The organism is Cryobacterium sp. Hh38 (assembly GCF_004403235.1).
Lineage (GTDB): Bacteria > Actinomycetota > Actinomycetes > Actinomycetales > Microbacteriaceae > Cryobacterium > Cryobacterium levicorallinum.
On sequence record NZ_SOHD01000033.1, the window covers coordinates 75,944 to 98,803 of the forward strand.

Sequence of the window (22,860 nt, forward strand, 5' to 3'; positions counted from 1 at the left end):
TTCTTTGTGCCGCCAAGGTCTCACAGGGCCGCCACGTACACTGATGGCTGGGGTTTTTCGAGCGGATGCCCGCTGCAGAAACCCCGGGAGGAAACACACATGAGCCTGATCCGGCTGAACGATGTCAGCATCCGCTTTGAGAACACGCAGATTCTGCGCGAGGCGTTCTTTCGCCTCGAACCCGGCGACCGGGTCGGCTTGATCGGTAAGAACGGCTCCGGCAAGTCCACCATTCTCAAGCTGATTCTCGACCAGGTCTCGCCAGACGCCGGCGAGGTCACCCTCGAAGATGGCATTCGGGTCGGCTATTTCTCCCAGTTCTCCGAACTCAACGGTGCACAGACCATAACCGAGGTGCTCGACGAACTGTTCGTGGCCGTGAAGGCAGTTGAGGCCGAGCTCGCCGCGATTGATGCGGCGATCGCCCTCGATTCCTCGGCCAGCGCCGAACTCGACCGGCTGATCGGGCGGCAGGGCGAGCTGTTCGAGGAGATGGATCGGCTGGACGGCTGGGACTACAAGCGGCACATCGACACCGCGCTGACCACCCTCGGATTCAACGAGGCGCACCGCGTCTGCGCGATCGATGAGCTTTCCGGTGGCTGGCGTAATCGGGCTGCCCTGGCCAAGATCGTGCTGGAAGCTCCCGATGTACTGCTGCTCGACGAGCCGACCAACTACCTCGACGTGGCCGGTGTTGAGTGGCTCGAAGCCTGGTTCAAGAGCTTCAAGGGTGCTGCCATCGTCGTCTCGCACGACCGTAAGTTTCTCGACGCTGTCGTCACCCGCATCATTGAGGTCGAGAACTTTCACCTGCACGAGTACCCCGGCAACTTCGGCGAGTACATCGTGCAGAAGCAGTTTCGCCTCAAGACCCTTGAGGCACAGTTCGTGCACGAATCCGAGCTGCTCGCCTTCGAAGCCGAGGGGATCGCCGACCGTCGGGAGGCCGCCAAGGCCGAGAGTCGTCAGCTCGGCAATCAGCTGGCGCACATCAAGAAGTCGCGCACACCGCGCCCGGTCGACCAGATCATCACCGAGATCTACGGCAACCTGCACGTCAAGGACGTCCTCTGCCGGGTCGACGGCCTGGCAAAAAGCTTCGGCGACAAGGTGCTGTTCGAAAACCTCAGTTTCGAGGTGCGCCGCGGCAACCGCATTGTCGTGCTCGGCAGTAACGGCAGCGGAAAGACGACCCTGCTGCGGGTGCTCACCGGCGAGGAGAGCGCCGACCACGGTGACGTCGCCTGGGCCAGCGGCGCCGGCGTTGTCTCGTACAACCAGATTCTCGCCGAACTCGACGAGAGCGACACCGTCAGTCATGCCGTCAACGCCATGCCCGGCAGCCTCGCCCTCACCGCGACCAAGAAGTCGGTCAACCGTTTTCTGACCATGTTCCAGTTCAGCGAGGCCGACCTCAAACAGAAGATCGGTGCTCTCTCGGGCGGTCAGCGCGCCCGCGTCGCCATGGCGCAATGCCTGCTCTCCGGAGCGTCGGTGCTGCTGCTCGACGAGCCGACCAACCACCTCGACATGTCGAGCACCCAGGTGATGGAACGCGCCCTCGTGCACTTTCCCGGGGCCGTCGTGGTGGTTAGTCACGATCGCTTCTTCACCGACAAGATCGCCAACCGCCGCCTGGTCTTCGGCAGCGAGGGTGCAGCCCCCGGCGAAATCGAGGTGCGCGCCGCCTGACGCGCCAAGCCTCGCCCCGCGCGCTGTTTTCGACCGGGCCCGGAAACCGGGCCCATGATAGATCATGGGCCCGGCGACCTAAGGTGGGCCCCGGGCGAATCGGAGCCCGACCGGGCAGCACCGGGCAGAACCCGCACGCACCCATCTCGTAGTATTGCCAAGTGACAGAGGACAGCGCACGGACCCGAACGGATGCTTCGGCCGCGCCAGCGGCATCCTCTGTGCCGATTTGGCTGGCGCTTCTGTTCTCGGTGCTGATCGGGGCCATGTATGCCGTGCAATCGCGCGTGAATGGCGAACTCGGGCATCAAATCGGCGACGGATTCACTGCCGCCGTCATCTCCTTCGGCTCCGGGCTGGTCATTCTCAGCCTTGGCCTCGTCGTGTTCCGAAGCGGGCGCCGAGGCCTGCAACTCGTCACTCGCGCGGTGCGAGCGAAAACCCTGTCCTGGTGGCACCTGTTCGGCGGCCTGGCCGGCGCGCTGTTCGTACTGTCGCAGGGCCTTGTCGCCGCGCCACTCGGCATCGCCCTGTTCACTGTCGCCGTTGTGGCCGGTCAGACCGTGAGCGGTGTGCTCATAGACCGGTTTGGCATCGGTCCGGGTGGGCGCCGACCGCTGCACGCGTCCAAAATAGTTGGCGCGGTGCTCGCCTTGGTCGCCGTAGCCTGGACGGTGAGCGGCGAATTGGGCGGCAGCGACGCGCTCTGGCTGCTCGTGCTACCCCTCGTGGCGGGTATCGGCCAGGGCTGGCAGCAGGCCGTGAACGGTCAGGTGCGGGTCACCGCGCAAAGTGCGCTCACGGCAACTTTTCTGAACTTTCTCACCGGATCCGTCGCGCTCGTACTCGCGGCGCTCGTGCACGGTGTGCTGGTCGGTTTCGCCCTCGATCTGCCGGGCAACCCGTGGCTCTATACCGGCGGGCTCATCGGCTGCATCTTCATCGCCGGCGCCGCGCTCGTCGTGCGTACCACCGGCGTGCTCATGCTCGGCCTGTGCATCGTCGCCGGCCAGCTGCTCTGCGCCCTTGCGCTGGATCTGCTCGCGCCCACTCAGGGGCATCCGGTCGGCGTAACGACCCTGGCCGGAACCGCGCTCGCCCTCGTCGCCGTGGTCATCGCCGCGGTGCGCTGGCGCCGGCCCGGCCACGCCCGCACCTGACCGCAGCCCTTGAACGTCCTGTTCCTTCCGCCCGGGCCCGGAAAGGGGCCCCTGATAGGTCACGGGCCGGCGCTCCAAGGTGGGCCGGGGAAGAAGCGTACGGCCCCGAGCTACAGCACCCCCAAAAACTCCTCCGGATCAATCGACAGCCGCACGCACGGTTTCGACTCCTCGGGAATTCCCCCAACGTAGAGCCAGCCAAGCAGCTCTTCCCCCTCGGCAAGGCCATGCAACGCTCGCACCGGCGCCGATCGCACCAACGGCCCGGTGCGCCACATCGCCCCCCAGCCGGCGTTTTCGAGCAGCAGCGTGAGAAGGTGCGCGACGCCCGCAGCCGCGGCATCCTGTTCCCAGCCAGCCACCTTGAAGTTCACCTGCCGTGACGCGACGATCGCGATCAGCAGCGGTGCGCGCAGCGGCTTGGCGGCCAGCTTGATCGCTTCGAGCCCCTCACAAGCGGATGCCGCCACAAACGCCGCTCCGAGCCGGTCGCGGGCGTCGCCGCGCAGCTCGAGCAGCCGCCACGGACGCAACGCGCCGTGATCCGCCACCCGCGCGGCCGCCGCCACGAGCGGCAGCAACTCCGCCCGGCTGGGGGCGAGTGTCGTCACCTTGGAGTAACTGCGCCGGTCAGCGACAGCTTTGAAGACCGCCGCGGTATCCGTTCTGAAACCGGTCGTGTCCCGGCCGGGAAGACCAGGATTCGCTCCGGCCGAACCTGCCACTTTCGAACTGGCAACCGCACCCGTCATCGACACCGCGCTACTCAGCGGGCGTGAAGTTGAGCGACAGCGAATTCATGCAGTACCGGTCGCCGGTCGGAGTGCCGAAACCGTCGGGAAAAACGTGGCCGAGGTGCGAGCCACAGTTCGCGCAGCGCACCTCGGTGCGCACGCTTCCCAAGGAGCGGTCCTCAAGCAGTTCGACCGCTTCGGGCCGAACCGACTCGTAAAAGCTCGGCCAGCCGCAGCCGGAATCGAACTTGGTGCCACTCTGAAACAGCTCGGCGTTGCAGGCGCCACAGGTGTAGAGGCCGGCCCGACCCTCGTCGAGCAGCTCGCCGGTGCCGGGGCGTTCGGTGCCGGCTTCGCGCAGCACCGCAAATTTCTCCGCGCCCAGTTCGGAGCGCCATTCGCTGTCTGACTTCTTGATTTCGTAGTCCATGTTCAGATCCCTTCGTTCCGGCGACCGGGCACTGGCCGCGTCTACTAAGCCTAAACTCGCTTGGCCCCGCGCGCATTCCACACGGCGTGTCCCACCGCGGCAGGGCGTGCCGGAGGCAACATTCAGCCGCCCGCAAATAGGATGAGCCTGACGGACAGCCAACCGGGGGAGGGATGCAGCAATGACAGAGCACGCCCCGACAACCCAGTTGAGCGAACGCGACCAGGCCGTGCTCGCCTTCGAACGGCAATGGTGGCGGCATGTCGGCGCCAAGGAGGAGGCCATCCGGGCCACCTTCAGCCTGTCGACCGCCCGGTACTATCAGTTATTGGGCGCACTGGTCGACTCACCGTTGGCGTTGGCTTTTGATCCCATGCTGGTGAAACGATTGCAGCGGATGCGTTCCGTCCGATCCGAGGCACGCGCCAGTCGTTCGCTGCCCACCCGCGACTAGGCACCCACCCGCTTTTCGGCCAGCACGGAACCTTGCGCTGCAGCTCGATTCCGGCCCGGCCGGCCAACCAAGGATTCCACCACCATGGCGAAAAAATTTGCGAAAGACCGTTTCGACACCCACACGCATGCCCTCGACCGGGTGGGAGCCCACCGCGCCCCCGGCAAGAGTGGACGCGGCTGGATCGGATTCTGGTGGGCGCTGGGGGCTACCGGGCTGTTGATCGCCATCGGTGCAGTCGGCATCCTAGCAATCAATAATCGCCTCGACTTCTCCAACATTCCCGGGCTGCCCGCGAGCAGCGCAACCGCGACGCCCGCAGCGACCGCCGTCCCCACTGCCGTTGCCACCGTCGACCCGGCGCAGACCATCAACGTGCTCAACGGGTCCGCGAACGACGGCGTCGCAGCATCCGTCAGGGACACACTCACCGCTGCAGGCTGGGTGGTCAATGCCACCGGGAACGCCAGCACGGACACTGAGGCGACCACAGTGATCTACTACGCCGATGCGAGCCAGGAAGGCGCCGCCCGCGGCGTCGCTGCCTCCCTTTCGGGAGCGCAGATCGTGGTCTCCACCAATTTCGTTGATTCCGGCGCCAGTATGACCGTCGTCGTCGGCAACGACTATGTTTCACCGGTTGACTGAGCAAAACGCGAAAGCCGTGGTCGTAGCGGCCACGATTTGATTCGTCAAGCCCCTAGTCTTCTGTTCCGATTTCAGTAATGTGCGTTTTGGTCACACATTTTGTTCGGGCAATACCCGCCCGGATCAAGAAAGCTCGCCCAAGGAAACTTGCACCAGTAGGTAACTTGTAACAGATGTCTTGCTCTCGGGGATTTGCTGCTCGCACAGGATGAACGCAGTCTCTGCGGCACGGCCCGGAACAGCCAATGGGCGGTTGCCGTTGAAAACTGAGCAAGGAGTGACACATGGCGAACGGAACCGTAAAGTGGTTCAACGCTGAAAAGGGTTTCGGCTTCATTACTGTCGACGGGGGAGGGCAAGACGTCTTCGTCCACTACTCCGCTATCGACATGAGCGGGTACAAGGTTCTTGAAGAAGGCCAGCAGGTCGTCTTCGAGGTCGGTGCCGGAGCGAAAGGCCCGCAGGCTGAATCGGTGCGACCGGCCTAACCCGCCTCGCAGTTCACACTAACGCCGCCCGCTGCAACGGGCGGCGTTAGTGTTTACCGGTGACTATGAAAAATACGGCCCGCACCGCTCGACCGCTTCGGGCAGCGGGGCTGCTCGCCCTCGTGCTGCCGGCACTGCTCCTGAGCGCGTGCAGCGGCAGCACCCCGGCCCCCTCCTCGACACCGACCAGCACGGCCTGGACCTCTGACTATGTCGCCCCGGCGGCGACCGAGATCGCACCGCTAACCGGGCTGAGCGTCGAAGGCGGCTCGTCGGCCCACCCGTCCCTGGCGGCCAAGATTGACAACCACGTTGCGGCCCGGCCGCAGGTTGCCATTGACCGTACCGACGTCGTGTTCGAAGAACTGGTCGAGGGCGGAATCACCCGCTATGTCGCGGTCTGGCAGTCAAGCATTCCCGATCAGCTCGGACCGGTGCGGTCGATTCGGCCGATGGATCCCGACATTATCGCGCCGTTCGGCGGCCTGGTCGCCTACTCCGGCGGCCAGCAGCGATTCGTCGACGCGATGAATGCGACCGGCCAGATCAGCGCCATCTTCGACTACGACACGAGCGGCTTGTTCTCGCGGTCCTCCGCTACTTCAGCCCCGCACAACGTGATCCTCGCCGCGTCGGAATTCGTCAACCGCAATGCCTCCGTCGCCCCGCCCGCCCAGCAGTACGCCTACGCGTCCACCCTCGCCGCGGCATCCGCTGCCACGGACGGTACGCCGATTTCGGTGATCAACACCAGATTTTCCAACTCCAGCGCCCGCAGCTGGACCTGGAACGCCGAGGCGGCCGCCTACCTGCGCGCTCAGGATGGCGCGCCCGACCTGACCCCCGAGGGGGCCCAGCTCAAGGCCACCAACGTGGTCGTACTGCGGGTCGATGTAACCGTCTCCGACAGTATCCCCAAGACCGAGTTGATCGCCTCCGGTGAAGCGTCAATCTCGTCCGGCGGCAAGACCCTCGCGGCCACCTGGAGCAAGGACGCCCAGACGTCGCCGATCCGCCTCATCGACGCCAACGGAGTGACAATTCGGCTGGCACCGGGCAATACCTGGTTCCAGTTGGTGCCCAACGGCACCGGCTCGGCCGATCTCGTTCCCTGACAGCTGCAGATAGCCCGGCATCACTCCGGATGCTCGCTTGCACTCTCGACCCCAGAGTGCCAGAATCGATCTAGCACTCTCGTCATCCGAGTGCTAACCCCATCATCGTTTGGAACGTCCGGGAGGGACGAGTTACACATATGGCAAAAATCATTGCATTCAATGAAGAGGCCCGTCGTGGGCTTGAGCGCGGCCTGAATATTCTCGCCGACACCGTCAAGGTCACCCTCGGCCCGCGCGGCCGCAACGTCGTTCTGGAGAAGAAGTGGGGCGCCCCCACGATCACCAACGACGGTGTGTCCATCGCCAAGGAGATCGAGCTCGACGACCCGTACGAGAAGATCGGTGCCGAGCTCGTCAAAGAGGTCGCCAAGAAGACGGATGACGTAGCCGGCGACGGAACGACCACCGCAACCGTCCTCGCCCAGGCTCTGGTTCGCGAAGGCCTGCGCAACGTCGCAGCCGGCGCCGACCCGATCAGCCTCAAGCGCGGCATCGAGAAGGCCACGGCAGCTGTCATCGCCGAGCTCATCGCCAGCGCCAAGGAAATCGAAACCAAGGAAGAGATCGCGGCCACGGCTTCCATCTCTGCCGGCGACACCGAAATCGGCGCGATCATTGCCGAGGCCATCGACAAGGTCGGCAAGGAAGGTGTTGTCACCGTTGAGGAGTCGAACACCTTCGGCACCGAACTCGAGCTCACCGAGGGCATGCGCTTCGACAAGGGCTTCCTGTCGGCGTACTTCGTCACCGACCCTGACCGTCAGGAAGCGGTCTTCGAAGACCCCTACATCCTGATCGTCAACTCCAAGGTCTCCAACATCAAGGACCTGCTCCCCATCGTGGACAAGGTCATCCAGACCGGCAAGCAGCTCCTCATCATCGCGGAAGACGTCGACGGCGAGGCCCTGGCCACGCTCGTTGTGAACAAGATCCGTGGCATCTTCAAGTCCGTCGCCGTCAAGGCTCCGGGCTTCGGAGACCGTCGCAAGGCTCAGCTGCAGGACATCGCCATCCTCACCGGTGGACAGGTCATCTCGGAAGAGGTCGGCCTCAAGCTCGAGAACGTCACGCTCGACCTGCTTGGTAACGCCCGCAAGGTCGTCATCACCAAGGACGAGACCACCATCGTTGAGGGTGCCGGCGACGTCGAAGCCATCGCCGGTCGCGTTTCGCAGATTCGCGCCGAGATCGAGAACACCGACAGCGACTACGACCGCGAGAAGCTCCAGGAGCGCCTCGCCAAGCTTGCTGGCGGCGTTGCTGTCATCAAGGCCGGAGCCGCAACGGAGGTTGAGCTCAAGGAGCGCAAGCACCGCATCGAAGATGCAGTGCGTAACGCCAAGGCTGCCGTCGAAGAGGGCATCGTCGCCGGTGGTGGCGTTGCACTGATCCAGGCTGGCAAGACCGCATTCGAGAGCGAAGCAGTTCTCGCTCTCGTCGGCGACGAGGCAACGGGCGCGAACATCGTGCGCGTCGCCATCGACGCTCCGCTCAAGCAGATCGCACTCAACGCGGGCATGGAGCCCGGCGTTGTCGCCGACAAGGTGCGCAACCTGCCCGTCGGATGGGGCCTCAACGCCGCCACCGGCGAGTACGTCGATATGATCGCTGCCGGCATCAATGACCCGGTGAAGGTCACCCGCTCCGCGCTGCTCAACGCCGCGTCGATTGCCGGACTGTTCCTCACCACCGAGGCCGTCGTTGCCGACAAGCCCGAGAAGAACTCGGCTCCGGCCGGCGACCCCTCGGGTGGCATGGACTTCTAAATCCCCGCCAGCTAGCACCACACAAAAGTGGGCGTCTCCCTCGGGAGGCGCCCACTTTTTTCATGTTCCGTAGCCGAGGTGTGAGGCTGACCGCATTATTCGCAAAAATTGGGCCCGGACTCACACCTCGGCGCAGGTCAGCGGATGCTGCGGGCCGCTTTCACCAGGTCGGCGCAGCGCTCACCGATCATCATCGTGGTGATGTTCGGGTTTACGGTGACGAGAACCGGCATGACCGACGCGTCGGCGACGCGCAGGCCGGTGACTCCCTTGACCCGCAGCTCGGGATCGAGCGGCGCGAGCACATCGTCGACGGCGCCCATCCGCAGGGTCCCGGCCGGGTGGTAGACCGTGTTGTGGGTCTTTTCGATGTACGAGGTGATTTCGGCATCCGTTTGCACAGCGGCGCCCGGATACAGTTCCTCGCCGGCCCACTCGGCCATGGCCGGCTGGGCCACGATTTCCCGGGCCTTGCGGATGCCGGCGACCATGACGCGCATGTCGTGTGGGTCGGTGAAGTAGCGCGGATCCACCATGGGCTTGTCGCGGTAGTCGCTCGAGCGCAGCTTGACCGTGCCGCGGGAGCGTGCCCGGGTGACGTTTGGCGTCAGGCAGAACCCGTTCTCCGTCGTCGGGTAACCCTGACGGGCGGTGTGCATGTCGAAGGGCACCGAACCGTAGTGGAACATGAGGTCGGGGCGGTCGAGGCCCTCCTCGGTCGTCGTGAAGATGCCGGCTTCCCACCACTGGGTGGAAGTCTCGGGCATCGGCTGCTTCGCTTCCCACTGAATCACGCCCTCCGGGTGGTCCTGCAGGTTCTCGCCGACGCCGGGGGAGTCCGAGAGTACCTCGATGCCAAAGGAGGCAAGCTGCTCGGCCGGACCGACGCCGGAGAGCAGGAGCAGCTTGGGCGAATCGATGGCGCCGGCCGAGAGGATGACCTCGGCGCGCGCGGTGAGCTGGTGGGTCTTGCCGAAGCTGGCATCGACGACCTGTACGCCGGTGCAGTGCTTGTTCCCGTCGAAGGTGAGTTTGCGGGCTCGCATGCCGGTGAGCAGAGTGAAGTTGGCGCGATCCCGAATCGGGTGAATATACGAAACGGATGACGACGCGCGCGTTCCGTCCGCCTGCCGGTTGATCTGGAAGAAATTCGCGCCGTTCACAACGGTTGTACCGGAGTTGAACGTTGTGCGAGGGATTCCGGTCTGCTCGCAGGCGTCGAGGAGAGCCACGCCGCACGGATCGGTGGCCGGCACGTTCATCAGGTGCACGGGGCCGTCCTGGCCGTGGTGCGGGGCCCGGTCCTCGTTGGTTTCCAGACGCTGGAACAGCGGGAAGGTGGTGGCGGCGTCCCAGCCGGTGGCTCCGTGCTTGAACGCCCAGTCGTTCAGGTCTTCGGCCGGAGCCCAGAACGCGATGCAGGAGTTGTGGCTGGAACAGCCGCCGAGCACCTTGGCACGGGCGTGGCGCATGAACGAGTTGCCGTGCTCCTGCGGCTCGATCGGGTAATCCCAGTCGTAGCCGCTCTCCAGCAGCTCCATCCAGCGGTCGAGCTGGAGGATGACGTCGATGCCACGGTCGTCGGGACCGGCCTCCACGAGGGCCACCTCAAGGGCAGGATCCTCGCTCAGCCGGGCGGCGACAGCGGCCCCGGCGGAACCACCACCGATCACGATGTAGTCGAAGTCGGTCTGGGTCAGTACGGTCATCGGTGGTCCTAACGTGCGGCGAACCAGCCGGTGACGGCCGGTGCGGTGTTCTGGTAAATGTGCTTCGTTTCCTGGTACTCGCCGAGGCCCATCGGGCCGAGCTCGCGACCAACGCCGGACTGGCCGTAGCCGCCCCACTCCGCCTGCGGCAGGTAGGGGTGAAAGTCATTGATCCAGACGGTTCCGTGCCGCAAGGCCTTGGCCATGCGCTGGGCCTTGCCGGCGTCCTGGGTCCAGACCGCTCCGGCCAGGCCGTAGACGGTGTCGTTGGCGATGCGCACGGCCTCGGCTTCGGTCTCGAAGGTTTCAATCGTCACGACCGGACCGAAAGCCTCGTCGATCACGACGGACATGCCGCTTGAAACCTGGTCGAGCACGGTCGGCGTGTAATAAAAGCCCTGCGCGAGGTCGCCTGCGCCCCAGGTTCCTCCGCAGCGCAGGCGGGCGCCCTCGGCGACGCCCTTCGCAACGTAGGCGGTGACTTTGTCGCGGTGCGCTGCGCTGATCAGCGGCCCGGTTTCGGCTTCCGGGTCAAACGGTCCGCCGAGACGGATCTGGTTGGCCCGGCGCACGAGCTCGTCGACGAACTTCTCGGCAACGGATGCTTCCACCACGATGCGCGCGCCGGCCGAGCAGACCTGCCCCGAGTGCACGAACGCGCCGTTCAGCGCGTTGTCCACGGCGGCGTCGAAGTCGGCGTCGGCGAAGATCACGTTGGGATTCTTGCCGCCGAGTTCGAGGGCGACCTTCTTGACCGTTCCGGCGGCGGCCGCTGCGATCTTCCGGCCGGTCTCGAGACCGCCGGTGAACGAGACCAGGTCGACGTCGGGGTGGCTGGAGAGCGGGGCCCCGGCCACAGCGCCAGCGCCGAGCACGAGGTTGGCGACGCCGGCCGGCAGGCCGAGGTCGTCCAGCAGCACCATCATGAGCATGCTGGTGTGCGGGGTGAGCTCGCTCGGCTTGAGCACGAAACTGTTACCGGCGGCGAGGGCCGGGGCGATCTTCCACGCGGCCTGCAGCAATGGGTAGTTCCACGGCGCGATCAGCCCGCAGACACCGACGGGCTCGTGCACGATGCGGCTGACAACGTTTTCATCGCCGGCATTGACGATGCGTCCGCTGTCCTGCCCGGCGATCTTGCCGAAGTAGGCGAAGCAGTTCGCGATGTCGTCCATATCGATTTCACTCTCGACCAGACGCTTGCCGGTGTCGAGCGTTTCGGCGCGGGCGAACTCGGCCCGGCGCACGCGCAGTTCAGCGGCGACGCGCAGCAGAAAATCACCACGTTCGGGCGCCGGAACGCTGCTCCACAGGCCGCTGTCGAAGGCGGTGCGGGCCGCGCGGATCGCAGCATGGACATCCGTTGTGGTCGCCTCGCTGACCGTGCCGACCAGGCTCTGATCGGCCGGGCAGTGGATTTCGCGGGTGCCGGCGTCGCTCGCTGGTACCCAGGCGCCGCTGATGAACAGCGTGGCCGGCGGCGCGGTATCGATCGGTGTGTTCATTGCTTGACCTCGTCCGATTCAAAATCGGCTTCCCAATTGTCTTTAGCCACCTGGTCCTCGGCGAGGGCGGTGTTTCCCGGCTCTGCCCGGTTCAGGTGCAGAAAGTCGAGGTGGGTTTCGTAATGATCGAGCACGTCAGTGATGACCTGCTCCTTGCTGTAGCCCATGAGGTCGTAGCCGTGGCTGCCCTCGAGGGAGAAAACCTCCATGCGGTAATACTTGCCGCTGGCGCTCGCCGAACGCACCGCATAGGTCGGAGTGTCGAATTGCACGGGGTAGATCTGGTATTTGAAACCACGCTCGTCGCCCATCGACACGTTGAGGTCGAGGTGCGGAATCTGCAGACCATCGACCACGCCCTGCGATAGCGTCACCTCGGCACCCTGCGTCACGAGCTCGTCACGCACTTCCTGCAGGGCGGGCAGGGCCACGCTCGACACGAAGCGTTCGGCCTGGCGTGGGCCAGGGTAGCTCATGGCGCGGGTCAGCCGCTGACGCCAGTTGCGCGCCCGCGCCGGGTCGGTGCTGCGGCCAGACAACAGGCCGGGCAGGCTGGCCCGGTAACTGTCGGTGAGCGATTGCTCCAACCGAAGCGCCCGATACAGCCCGAGCATGACGAGCAGCAGCACCGCGGAGAAGGGCAGCCCCATAATGATCGTGGCATTTTGCAGGGTCGGGATGCCGCCCACCAGCAGCATTGCCATGGTCAGCACTCCGGTGGTCACCGCCCAGAAGATGCGCAGCCACTTCGGGCCGTCGGACTCGGAGTCCTTGAGATGCGAGGTGAAATTGGCCATGACGAGGGCGCCGGAGTCGGCGCTCGTGACATAGAACAGCAGTCCGGTGAAGGTCGCGATCGCGGCGGTGGCCGGGGCGAACGGGAACTCGGCCAGCAGCGAGTAAAACGCACGCTCCGGCGAATTCATGGCGACCTCGCCGAAGCCGGCATCTCCGCCGATCACGATAGCGAGGGCGCTGTTGCCGAACACGGCGATCCAGATCAGGATGAACGCGAATGGCACGATCATGGTGCCGGCGACGAACTCGCGGATGGTGCGGCCGCGGCTGATGCGGGCCAGGAACAGCCCGACGAACGGCGCCCAGGCGATCCACCAGGCCCAGAAGAACAGGGTCCACCAGTTGAGCCATTCATCGGGGCGGTCGTAGGCGAAGGTGTCGAGGGTCATGGCCGGGAACCGGCTCAGGGTGTCACCGATGTTGAGGACGATGGCGTCGAGCAGAAAGCTCGTGTTGCCGGCAATCAGAATGAACAGCATGAGGCCGACGCTCAGCAGAACGTTCAGCTCGGACAGTCGACGAATGCCCTTCTCGACCCCGGAGACGACGGAGATCGTGGCCATGACCACACTCAGGGCGATGAGCGAGCCCTGCACGAGCAAGGTCTCCGGCGTTCCGAACATAAAAGTGAGGCCGTAGTTGAGCTGGGCGACGCCGATGCCGAGGCTCGTGGCGATGCCGAAAATGGTGCCGAGGATCGCGGCGATGTCGACCACGTCGCCGATCGGGCCGTGGATCTTCTTGCCGAAGATCGGGTACAGCGCCGAACGGATGCTCAGCGGCAGGTTCTGCCGGTAAGCGAAGTAGCCGAGGGCCAGACCCATGAGGGCGTAGAGGGCCCAGCCGGTGAGGCCGTAGTGGAACAGGGTCCAGACCATGGCCTGGCGGGCGGCCTCAACGGAGCTGCCATCACCGGTGGGCGGAACGAGATACTGGGTGACCGGTTCGGAGACCGAGAAGAACATGAGGTCGATGCCGATTCCGGCGGCGAAGAGCATGGCGGTCCAGGTGAACAGGCTGAACTGCGGCCTGGAGTGGTCTGGCCCGAGGCGGGTCTTGCCGACCCGGGACAGCGCGACGACGATGACGAAGACCAGCACGACAGTGACGATCAGAAAGTAATACCAGCCGAGGTTGACCGACACCCAGCCGACGACGGCAGCAATGACGTCGCTCGCGTTGCTGGGGGCGAGAATCGCCCAGAGGGCGATGGCAATGATGCCGGAGGCTGAACCGAAGAAGACCGTCTTGTTCACCCGGGTTTTGTTCTCCGGGGGGAGGCCAGGCGGTCCGGTCGATGGTTCGGTGGCGGGAGTGTGGGCAGAGAGAGTCATCTCATCCTTGGTGCTTGGTGTGATGTCGGGGTGGCGCCGGCCGCGTGTGCGCGGGCTGGCTGTCCGAGTGGCCGCGGTGGCGGCGTACGCGCGTCTGTCAGTCTAGCAACCGAAAATCCGCGTCTTTCCGGGCTTTTTCGGGATGCGCCGGGTGCGGTAGTGCTATCCCGCGCGAGATAACACACTCCGACCGGCCACGAATCGCCTACCGCGCGAACAGCCGGGTGTTGGCTTGCTCGGTCTCGGCGTACTGCTGCCCGGCCAGGCTCAGCGCCTGGTTGAGCAGGGTCAGGCTCTCTTCCAGCTGCTGATGCATGCCGCGCCACTCGGCGAAAGCCCCCTGGAACGCGGCAGACGCCTGGCCGGTCCAGAACCCTTCGAGGCTGGTGAGCTGGGCGTTGAGCTCGGCCACATCGGCCTGCACCCGCCCGATCGTGCCGCGTGCGGTGTTGGCGGTGCTCTGCACCGCATCGCTGTCGACCTGAAAGCTCGTCATGGTGTGCCTTCCTGCTACTCAAACATGGATGTTGGTGACCATGAGCGTAGAAGGCGAGCGTGCAGAATCCGCTGCCCGGCAGTCAATTTGTGAATGGATGCCGCCTGCCGCGGCCGGTGCAGGAGGGCCGCTACGGAATGACGGGCTGGGCGTGCAGCGGCGCGCTCGGCGTGCCGGCGAGGGGGAGCGAGACCCGGAAGGTGGCGCCGCCGCCGGGGGTGTCGACGACGTCGACGGTGCCGTTGTGGCTGGCGACGATGGCGGCGACGATGGCGAGGCCGAGGCCGCTGCCACCGGTTTCGCGGGCGCGGCTGGAGTCGGCGCGCCAGAAGCGCTGGAAGATCTTCTCCCGAATCTGCGGCGGGATGCCCTCGCCGTGGTCGACGATGGCGATCGATGCCCGCAGGGTGCGCGGGTCGACTGCGACCTCGAGTTCGATCGGGCTGTCTGAGGCGGTGAACCGCATCGCATTGCCCATCAGGTTGGTGATGACCTGGCGAATCTTGTTCTCTTCGGCCATCACCACGGGCGGCAGCTGGGGCACGACGGGCAACACAGTCAGGCCGGCATCGGGCAGCACAGCGGTTGTGCGGCGCGGTTTGCGGGTGCGCAGCCGGGCCAGGGTGGCGCCGGCGAAGGCAATGGCACCGGTCGGAGTGCCCGTTCCGGACGGCCGGGTAATCGTGCCGGTGGTGACGCTCTCCGTTCCATCGTTGTCGATCTCGCCGGAGTCACCGAAGTGGTGGTCCAGATCGGCGTCAGCCTCGAGTGACACAAGCACGGGCGGGGGAATCACCACCGTCACCTGGCGGCCCGGTGAGCTGGCCATGGTATCGAGGGCGGCGTCGCGGGCCAGCGGAACGAGGTCGACCGGGGTGAGCGCGAGCGGCTTGGTCTCGTCGAGGCGGGCGAGTTCGAGCAGATCCTCGACCAGACCGCCCATACGAATGGCCTCTTTTTCGATGCGTTCCATGGCTTGGGCGACATCTTCGGGGGTCTGCAGGGCACCCATGCGGTACAGCTCGGCGTAGCCGCGCACCGAAACCAGGGGGGTGCGCAGTTCGTGGCTGGCGTCGCCGACGAAGCGGCGCATCTGGTCAATGGTGCGGGCGCGGTCTTTGAAGGCCCGGTCGATGCGGCTGAGCATGATGTTGAGCGAGCGGTTGAGACGACCGACCTCGGTGTTCGGCGTTGCGCCGCCGAGACGCTGGCTGAAGTCACCGTCGGCGATCGCCGCGGCGGTCTGCTCCGCCTCGCGCAACGGCACGAATGTTGTGGTGACGAGCACGCGGGTGAGCATGGCGCCGATCAGCACGACCCCGGCGCCGAAGCCCAGAAAGATCGTGAGGTAGGTGGCCATGGTGTTCTCGGTGGGCCGCAGCGACACGGCCATGACGAGGGTGCCGTAGGTACCGGTGGGGCTGATCACCACGGGAACCATGATCGCGTGAAACTCGGTGTCGTGGGCGGCGTCCCACAGAGTTTGAATCTGTCCGTCAAGCTGCGAGACCCGTTTCAGGTCGAGCGGCATGCCGACAACCGGCAGCTCGGCGTGGTCGCGTTCCTGCCAGGTGCGGGTGATCAGCGCGCCGTCTTGGTCGTACAGGGCCACGAAATAGTCCGAGGCGACGCCCTCGGTATCACCCTGCGAGAACACGCTCGACGAGTAACCGCTGAGCGCGGTCTGCGTGTCGACCTGCAGCTGGGTGTCGACCTGGGTCACCACATACTGCTTGAGCATGGCCATTGTGCCGATGCCGGAAACGAGCAGGCCGAGCGTGAGCATCAACACCGTGACACCGGTGATCTTGGAACGGAGGGAGATGCTGCTCCACCGCCTGGACAGGGTTTCGTGCATAAGGGGATTTAGTCTACGAAAGCTCGCTGTGGATAACGAACGCCGTGACTACGCCTTGGCGGCCTTGAGCATGTAGCCGAAGCCACGCTTGGTCTGAATGAGCGGTTCGCTCGAGTGCACGTCGACCTTGCGGCGCAGGTAGGAGATGTAGCTCTCCACGATTCCGGCGTCACCGTTGAAGTCGTATTCCCAGACGTGATCGAGGATCTGCGCCTTCGACAGCACCCGGTTGGGGTTGAGCATGAGGTAGCGCAGCAGCTTGAACTCGGTCGGGCTCAGTTCGATGGCCTCGGTGCCGACGAGAACCTCGTGGGTGTCCTGATCCATGGTGAGTTCACCGGCTCGAATGACGGCATCTTCATCGGCGTGCATGGTGCGACGCAGGATGGCCTTGATCCGGGCGACGATCTCGTCGAGGCTGAACGGCTTGGTCACGTAGTCGTCGCCGCCGACGGTGAGGCCGGTGATCTTGTCTTCGGTGTCGTCCTTGGCCGTCAGGAACAGAATCGGGGCCGTGTAGCCGGCCGAACGCAGGCGCTTGGTGACACCGAAACCGTTCATGTCGGGCAGCATGACATCGAGAATGATAAGGTCGGGTTCCTCCTCGAGCACGGCGGAGATAGCCTGCGCGCCGTTGCCCACTGCGCGTACGGCGAAGCCGGCGAAGCGGAGGCTGGTGGTGAGTAGGTCGCGGATATTGGGTTCGTCATCGACGATAAGGATGCGGGGGCCGTCAGTCATGCCCCCAGTATCTGCGTGTTAGCTGAAGCTTTACTGAGAGTAAGTCCGTGTGCGGGGATCGACGGCCGATGATCCGTTCCGCGGCAGGAGTTGGCGACATGATGGAATGGAACAATCGATTTGTTCCAATGGTGAGGACCGTTATGACACGCACGAGAATCAACTCCGCTCCGGGAGTGATGCTTCCTCAACTGGATGCTCCGCGCCGGTTGATCGGCGGCCGCACCTTCGATTTCGATCGCGAGGTGGCCGTGATGGCCATCGTCAATCGCACGCCGGACTCGTTCTACGACCAGGGTGCAACGTTCGCGCTCGACGCATCCGTTTTGGCGGCGCAGAAGGCCATTGCCGACGGGGCAGACTGGGTCGACATCGGTGGCGCCAAGTTCGCGCCCGGGCCAATCGTGCCGATCGAGGAGGAGATCGACCGGGTCGTTCCGGTGGTCGAGGCGCTGCGCGGCGCCGGCGTGGTCATCTCGGTCGATACCTTCCACCCGGCCGTGGCCGCCGCGAGCATTGCCGCCGGCGCGCACGTGATCAACGACACCACCGGCGTGCACGACCCGGCGATGGCCGACGTCGTCGCCGACAGCGATGCCACCCTCGTGATCACCCACAGCCTCGCGGCGCCGCGCATGCCCTATCCGGCGCCGCAGTACGACGATGTTGTCGGCGAGATCAGCGCGTTTCTGCTCGCCCGCGTCGACCGAGCCCTCGGGCGGGGGATGCGGGCCGACCGCATCATCATCGACCCCGGCCATGACCTCAACAAGACCACGCGGCACTCGCTCGAACTCACCCGGAGGCTCGGCGAGATTACCGGGCTCGGCCTGCCGACGCTGGTGGCCGTCTCCAATAAGGATTTCGTCGGGGAGAGCCTCGATCGGCCGCGCGGTGAACGGGTCGACGGGTCGCTGGCCGCCATGACGGTCTGTATTCTGCAGGGGGCGCGGATCGTGCGCATGCACAACGTGCGCGCGGCGGTCGATGCCGTGCGCATGACCGAGGCCATCCTCGGGCTTCGGCAGCCCGCCTACGAGCGTCACAACCTCGCCTGATGCGCGCCGAGCTGCCGCCGCGGGCGGAACTTATCGAGCACTACCGGGTGGCCGACCGCGGGGCGCCGCGGACGCGCGTCAACTTCATCGCGAGCCTCGACGGCGCCGCAACCATCGACGGCCTGAGCGGTGGCCTGAACAACGCCGACGACAAACTCGTGTTCGACACCCTGCGGCTACTGACCGACGTGATCCTCATCGGGGCCGGCACCGTTCGGGCCGAGGGCTACGGTGGCATTCGTTTATCAGCGGATGACGCGGCCTGGCGCACGCAGGCGGGTCTGGCCGCCCAGCCTCCGCTAGCCGTGGTGTCGGGGCGTCTGGATCTCGACCCGCGGCATCCGCTTTTCACGGAAGCCGTGACCCGCCCCATCGTGCTGACCCACGCCGCCGCCCCGTCAGACCGGCGGGCCGCGCTCGCCGCGGTGGCCGACGTGATCGTGTGCGGCGACGAAGAAGTCGAGCCGCACCGCGTGGTGGCGGCGCTCGCCGCACGCGGATTGCCGCAGATCCTGTGCGAGGGGGGGCCGCACCTGTTCGGCGACCTGCTCGCGGCGGACTGTGTCGACGAGTTGTGCCTGAGTTTTAGCCCGGTGCTGGTGGGGGGCTCTGCTGGGCGTATCGCCGTTGGCGCTAGTGCTGTGACCCGCGCTATGGAGTTGCTGCACGTGCTGCGCGCCGGCGACATGCTCTTTCTGCGCTACGCCCGATCCTGAGCGCGCGCTCGTTGCTGAGCCGTGAGTGTTGGGCGAATTAATCGTTTCAACGCCGCGAAACTCACGGCTCGGCGAGCGAAACTCACGGGTCGACTCTGCAAACTCACGGGTCGGTGGCCGTGGCGCTAGGCGGGATTATGCGCTGATCCCGGCGTCTGCATCCGCCTGGGCCCACCTTGCGAAAGCGGGCCCATGATCTAGCATGGGCCCGCTTTCCGGGCCCGGGCCCGGGAAGTAATCAGGCGCGCGGGAGAGGAGCTAGGCGGCCTCGAGGCTGTGCGAGTCGAGGATCGTGTAGCTGTAGCCCTGCTCGGCGAGAAAGCGCTGGCGGTTCTGGGCGAAGTCTTGGTCGACCGTGTCGCGGGCGACGAGGGTGTAGAAGTTCGCCGACAGGCCGGACTCCTTCGGGCGCAGCAGCCGGCCGAGACGCTGGGCCTCTTCCTGGCGGGAGCCGAACGAGCCGGACACCTGGATGGCCACGGTCGCCTCGGGCAGGTCGACCGAGAAATTGGCAACCTTCGACACCACGAGCACCTTGACCTCGCCCACCCGGAACGCCTGATACAACCGTTCTCGCTCGTCGATTGGGGTGGCACCGGTGAGCTGGGGAGCGTTCAAGACCTCGGCGAGTTCGTCGATCTGGTCGAGGTACTGGCCGATCACCAGGATGCGTTCGCCCTCGTGCTTCTGGATCAGTGCCTGCACCACGCCAAGCTTGGCCGGTGCGGTTGCGGCCATGCGGTACCGCTCGTCGTCCGCTGCCGCGGCATAGCTGAGCCGCTCCGACTGTGGCAGGTCGATGCGCACCTCATAGCAGTTGGCGGGCGAGATGAAGCCCTGGGCTTCGATCTCCTTCCACGGTGCGTCGAACCGCTTGGGGCCGATCAAGCTGAACACGTCGCCCTCGCGGCCGTCCTCGCGCACCAGGGTGGCGGTCAGGCCGAGGCGGCGGCGCGCCTGCAGCTCGGCGGTGAGCTTGAACACGGGTGCTGGCAGCAGGTGCACCTCGTCGTAGATCACCAGGCCCCAGTCCATGGCATCGAGCAGCTCGAGGTGGGCGTACTCACCCTTGCGCTTCGCGGTGAGAATTTGGTAGGTCGCGATGGTGACGGGCTTGACCTCTTTGACCTGCCCGGAGTATTCGCCGATCTCGTCGGGCGTGAGCGTGGTGCGCTTGAGCAGTTCGTCGCGCCACTGTCGCGCCGAGACGGTGTTGGTCACCAGGATGAGGGTGTTGGTCTTCGCTGTGGCCATGGCTCCGGCACCGACCAGTGTCTTACCGGCGCCACAGGGCAGCACGACCACGCCGCTGCCACCGTCGAAGAAGCTCGCGACGGCCTTGTTCTGGTAGTCGCGCAGCGCCCAGCCGTCTTCGCGCAGGGCGATGTCGTGCGGGGTGCCCGGCGTGTACCCCGCGAGGTCCTCGGCCGGCCAGCCGAGCTTCACCAGCTCCTGCTTGAGCTGCCCGCGCGCCCACGGCTCCACCAGGTACGTTTCCGGCGACGGATGCCCGATCAGCAGCGGCGCGATGCGCTTGGCTCCTGCTATCTCGGTGAGAACGGCCTGGTCGCTGCTGTGCAACACGAGAGCGCCCTCGGAGTCGCGTTCAATGACGAGACGCCCGTAGCGACCGACAGTCTCGGTGATGTCCACGCTGACCGTCTGGGGTATGGCGAATTTAGAATATTTCTCCAGCGTGGCGAGCATGTCCGAAGCGTCGTGGCCGGCCGCCCGGGCATTCCACAGACCCAGCCGCGTGATGCGATAGGTGTGGATGTGCTCGGGGGCTCGTTCGAGTTCGGCGAAGACGGCGAGGTCGTGACGAGCATCCTCGGCAAGAGGGTGGGCGACTTCGAGCAACACCGTGCGGTCACTTTGGACAATCAGGGGGCCATCAGACATAGCGCCTAATCCTACTCGCGTCGGGTGACGTCCCTGGCACCCGGCTGGTTCCGCGCACTCAGCCAATGCTCGCGCTGGGTGTCCCGATCGGTCAGGGTGCCGGGGTGATGCTCAGGATGCTCTTGAGCGGCAGGGTGCGCTCGATGTCGGCGCGTCGGTCGCGAGCTCGGAAGCGGCCGTTGCTGACACTGGCCGGTTGCAGCAGATAGTCCACGACCGAGCCGCCGGGCATCGCGATGCTGACCAGGATGGTCTGCTTCGCTTTGATGGCGGAGTCGAGCTGGCGGGCGAGCCAGGCATCCGCGACCGACACGCCGTGGCCGTCGCCGGCGCGGAGTTTCTCGACCAGGTTCAGGGCCGGATCTTTCGGCGGCGTCTCGGTGATCCGGGCGACCTGGTGTCGCCGCAGGTGCACGATCTCACCGTGTTCATTCTCAGCGGCGACGGGATAGCGCGCATCGCTGAGCGCCCAAAACACCGCGTCGCCGCCGAACCGACTGAGCAGGCGCTCGCCGTCGTCGGCGCGCACCAGCCCGAGTGGGGCGAGGGTCTGATCGACCGCGATCGTGTTCAGCAGCGCGGCATCCGCTGAAGAAACGTAACTCAACGCGAGGGCGGCGTCCTCGGCCAGGGTGCCCACCCGCACACGACCGTAGCGGGCGGCCGACTCGTTGATGAGGTAGTCCACCGGCTGGGGAATTCCGGTGAGCGAGATCGATGCCAGGAAGGCCAGCAGGGACTTAGCGTCCTCGCCCGCGGCCAGCGCACGATTGACGGATGCCGCGGTGATGCGATAGCTCGACGCCAGTTCCCGACTTTCCACGTCGGCCATCCCGCGCAGGCGGGCATCGATCGACGGGGCCAACGGGCCGGGGGACACCATTGACAGGTCGTGCTGGAGATACACGGCACCGACCTCGGTGGGCAGGGCGGCCACCATGGTCGCCACGGCCGCCTCGGGGTCGCCGCGCAGCACGCTCGCGCCGGCGGTGCTCGTGGTGTCGTGGGCGGTGATTCCGATCAGTTCGGCGTCACGGGCAAACTCGGCCAGCTGCGTCTGCATCCACTCGCCGCCTGCCGGGTAGAGCCAGGCTATGAATCCCGATAGCGCCTCGCCCCAGAACAGTCCAGCCTGCCGCGGCAGAATGTCGGCGACGATCGGCGGAAGGGCCGCCTGCCAGGCCGCAGCCAGGGCGGCCCAGCGGGAGGTAGTGCCCTGGAGCAGCCAGGCCTCGCCGGCCTCGGTTTCCATCCAATACCCGTCGGAGCGGGCCAGCAGGTCTGCGCGCGCGGCCAGAGCCACAATCGGGGCGACCAGCTCGATTTCGACGGTCATAATGGCGGCCAGGCGCTTCGTGTCGGGCAGGCCGAGTCCGCCGCGGCTGAGCTCGCGGGCCGGCTCTCGGCTGAGCTCATTGACCAGCTCGGCGATCGACGATACAACCGAGAAGGCGCGCTCGGCGGCGAGCTGGTCGATGAACGGGATATCGGCGTCCGGCACGGCGGCTACGGCAGCGGGGGAGACCGTGATGGCCAGATCGGCGGCTCCCGGAAGGCCCTGGGCCGGCCATTTAGCCAGGTGAGCCGAGACGGCGTCGTAGGGGATGCAGCATCCGTCCGCGCGAACGGTGAGCAGCAGGGCGTCGAGGGAGTCGGCGCGGGCGGCCACATCGACGGCCGTGACCTCGGCGGAACTCAGTGCTGAGAGCCGCCCGGCGACGGCGTGCAGGCTGGGTACCGAATCAGCGCTCGTGCACTCGCCGGCGACGGCCAGGACGGCCAGGACGGATCGGTCCAGGTGGCTGAGCGCCAGCTGGATGCTGTCGGGGTGCAGCAGTGCCTCGGCGAGGTCAAAGAAATCGTGGATGCCGCTCGCGCTCACACCGCGCACCCCGATCACGTGCCGCAGCTCGGCATCGGACAGGGCCCGGAGTCGTGACGCGAGGCCGAGCATTACTCGCGGTCTCGTCGGGCTTCGCGACTGCGGCGAACTCCCACCGTGGCCATGAGCGCGATGACCAGCAGGAATCCAACCGGCAGACCGAAGGTCGGGAGGACGATAACGGATGGCCAGATGCCCTGCCCGAATTGCGCCGCCTTGACGCCCATCGCCGTAGCCGCGATCACCGCGATGAAGGCGAGGATCGACAACCCGACCACGCTCGCGACCATGTAAGCGAGAACACGTTCTATCCGGCTGACGGGTCGTGGAGTTTGATTGGTCACAGCCTAAGGATACGGGCACGCAGC

At 65.8% G+C, this 22,860-nt stretch carries 20 protein-coding genes; 9 read left to right on the forward strand and 11 right to left on the reverse strand.

Annotation, left to right across the window (positions count from 1 at the left end; translation table 11 throughout):
• Window positions 1-99: 99 nt before the first annotated feature.
• Together E3T41_RS12015 and E3T41_RS12020 are read left to right on the forward strand one after the other, a co-directional pair.
• Window positions 100-1,695: an ABC-F family ATP-binding cassette domain-containing protein gene (locus E3T41_RS12015; protein WP_092451093.1), complete on the forward strand. Its 1,596-nt coding sequence runs from the start codon at window positions 100-102 to the stop codon at window positions 1,693-1,695.
• 161 nt (window positions 1,696-1,856) lie between these two features.
• Window positions 1,857-2,855: a DMT family transporter gene (locus E3T41_RS12020; RefSeq protein ID WP_241991152.1), complete on the forward strand. Its 999-nt coding sequence runs from the start codon at window positions 1,857-1,859 to the stop codon at window positions 2,853-2,855.
• A gap of 110 nt (window positions 2,856-2,965) precedes the next feature.
• On the opposite strand, the gene E3T41_RS12025 is transcribed toward E3T41_RS12020, so the two are convergent.
• Together E3T41_RS12025 and msrB are read right to left on the reverse strand one after the other, a co-directional pair.
• Window positions 2,966-3,580, reverse strand: a complete 615-nt coding sequence (locus tag E3T41_RS12025; RefSeq protein WP_255455281.1) for a nitroreductase family protein — start codon at window positions 3,578-3,580, stop codon at window positions 2,966-2,968.
• 37 nt (window positions 3,581-3,617) lie between these two features.
• Window positions 3,618-4,019 (reverse strand): peptide-methionine (R)-S-oxide reductase MsrB, encoded by a 402-nt coding sequence (gene msrB, locus E3T41_RS12030; protein WP_092451091.1) that lies wholly within the window; start codon window positions 4,017-4,019, stop codon window positions 3,618-3,620.
• Window positions 4,020-4,200: 181 nt separating this feature from the next.
• Between msrB and E3T41_RS12035 the strand changes: the two genes are divergently transcribed.
• From E3T41_RS12035 to groL, 5 genes are all read left to right on the forward strand, one after another.
• Window positions 4,201-4,473: a DUF3263 domain-containing protein gene (locus E3T41_RS12035; RefSeq protein ID WP_092451090.1), complete on the forward strand. Its 273-nt coding sequence runs from the start codon at window positions 4,201-4,203 to the stop codon at window positions 4,471-4,473.
• 84 nt (window positions 4,474-4,557) lie between these two features.
• On the forward strand, window positions 4,558-5,121 hold the full coding sequence (locus E3T41_RS12040) for a LytR C-terminal domain-containing protein (protein ID WP_092451088.1): 564 nt from the start codon (window positions 4,558-4,560) through the stop codon (window positions 5,119-5,121).
• Window positions 5,122-5,405: 284 nt separating this feature from the next.
• Window positions 5,406-5,609 carry a cold-shock protein gene (locus tag E3T41_RS12045; protein ID WP_035834941.1) on the forward strand — a complete coding sequence of 68 codons (204 nt, stop codon included), beginning with the start codon at window positions 5,406-5,408 and terminating at the stop codon, window positions 5,607-5,609.
• Window positions 5,610-5,674: 65 nt separating this feature from the next.
• Window positions 5,675-6,724 carry a DUF3048 domain-containing protein gene (locus tag E3T41_RS12050; RefSeq protein WP_104132044.1) on the forward strand — a complete coding sequence of 350 codons (1,050 nt, stop codon included), beginning with the start codon at window positions 5,675-5,677 and terminating at the stop codon, window positions 6,722-6,724.
• Between the two features lie 140 nt (window positions 6,725-6,864).
• Window positions 6,865-8,493 carry a chaperonin GroEL gene (gene groL / locus E3T41_RS12055; RefSeq protein ID WP_092451084.1) on the forward strand — a complete coding sequence of 543 codons (1,629 nt, stop codon included), beginning with the start codon at window positions 6,865-6,867 and terminating at the stop codon, window positions 8,491-8,493.
• Between the two features lie 137 nt (window positions 8,494-8,630).
• Here the strand turns inward: groL and E3T41_RS12060 are convergent, their stop codons facing one another.
• The 6 genes from E3T41_RS12060 to E3T41_RS12085 form a co-directional block, all read right to left on the reverse strand.
• Complete coding sequence (locus E3T41_RS12060; RefSeq protein WP_092451082.1) at window positions 8,631-10,202, reverse strand: GMC family oxidoreductase; 1,572 nt, start codon at window positions 10,200-10,202, stop codon at window positions 8,631-8,633.
• Between the two features lie 8 nt (window positions 10,203-10,210).
• The gene (locus tag E3T41_RS12065; RefSeq protein ID WP_134478769.1) at window positions 10,211-11,707 is read right to left on the reverse strand and encodes an aldehyde dehydrogenase family protein; all 1,497 of its coding nucleotides are present in this window, start codon (window positions 11,705-11,707) and stop codon (window positions 10,211-10,213) included.
• Complete coding sequence (gene betT, locus E3T41_RS12070) at window positions 11,704-13,839, reverse strand: choline BCCT transporter BetT (RefSeq protein ID WP_092451078.1); 2,136 nt, start codon at window positions 13,837-13,839, stop codon at window positions 11,704-11,706. The genes E3T41_RS12065 and betT overlap by 4 nt, the downstream gene beginning before the upstream one ends.
• Window positions 13,840-14,044: 205 nt before the next feature.
• Window positions 14,045-14,335: a WXG100 family type VII secretion target gene (locus tag E3T41_RS12075; protein ID WP_092451076.1), complete on the reverse strand. Its 291-nt coding sequence runs from the start codon at window positions 14,333-14,335 to the stop codon at window positions 14,045-14,047.
• A gap of 130 nt (window positions 14,336-14,465) precedes the next feature.
• Complete coding sequence (locus E3T41_RS12080; protein ID WP_104132041.1) at window positions 14,466-16,193, reverse strand: HAMP domain-containing sensor histidine kinase; 1,728 nt, start codon at window positions 16,191-16,193, stop codon at window positions 14,466-14,468.
• Between the two features lie 48 nt (window positions 16,194-16,241).
• Entirely contained in the window at window positions 16,242-16,934 is a 693-nt protein-coding gene (locus E3T41_RS12085; RefSeq protein ID WP_092112483.1) for a response regulator transcription factor, read from the reverse strand.
• Window positions 16,935-17,077: 143 nt separating this feature from the next.
• On the opposite strand from E3T41_RS12085, the gene folP reads away from it, so the two are divergent.
• Window positions 17,078-17,992, forward strand: coding sequence for a dihydropteroate synthase (folP, locus tag E3T41_RS12090; protein WP_092451072.1), 915 nt, complete (start codon window positions 17,078-17,080; stop codon window positions 17,990-17,992).
• Window positions 17,992-18,708, forward strand: coding sequence for a pyrimidine reductase family protein (locus E3T41_RS12095; protein ID WP_092451070.1), 717 nt, complete (start codon window positions 17,992-17,994; stop codon window positions 18,706-18,708). The genes folP and E3T41_RS12095 overlap by 1 nt, the downstream gene beginning before the upstream one ends.
• A 258-nt stretch (window positions 18,709-18,966) precedes the next feature.
• On the opposite strand, the gene E3T41_RS12100 is transcribed toward E3T41_RS12095, so the two are convergent.
• From E3T41_RS12100 to E3T41_RS12110, 3 genes are all read right to left on the reverse strand, one after another.
• On the reverse strand, window positions 18,967-20,610 hold the full coding sequence (locus E3T41_RS12100; RefSeq protein WP_092451068.1) for a DNA repair helicase XPB: 1,644 nt from the start codon (window positions 20,608-20,610) through the stop codon (window positions 18,967-18,969).
• 91 nt (window positions 20,611-20,701) lie between these two features.
• Window positions 20,702-22,564, reverse strand: a complete 1,863-nt coding sequence (locus E3T41_RS12105) for a helicase-associated domain-containing protein (protein ID WP_134478771.1) — start codon at window positions 22,562-22,564, stop codon at window positions 20,702-20,704.
• Window positions 22,564-22,836 (reverse strand): multidrug ABC transporter ATPase, encoded by a 273-nt coding sequence (locus E3T41_RS12110; RefSeq protein ID WP_134478773.1) that lies wholly within the window; start codon window positions 22,834-22,836, stop codon window positions 22,564-22,566. Before E3T41_RS12110 ends, E3T41_RS12105 begins: the two co-directional genes overlap by 1 nt.
• Window positions 22,837-22,860: the final 24 nt, after the last annotated feature.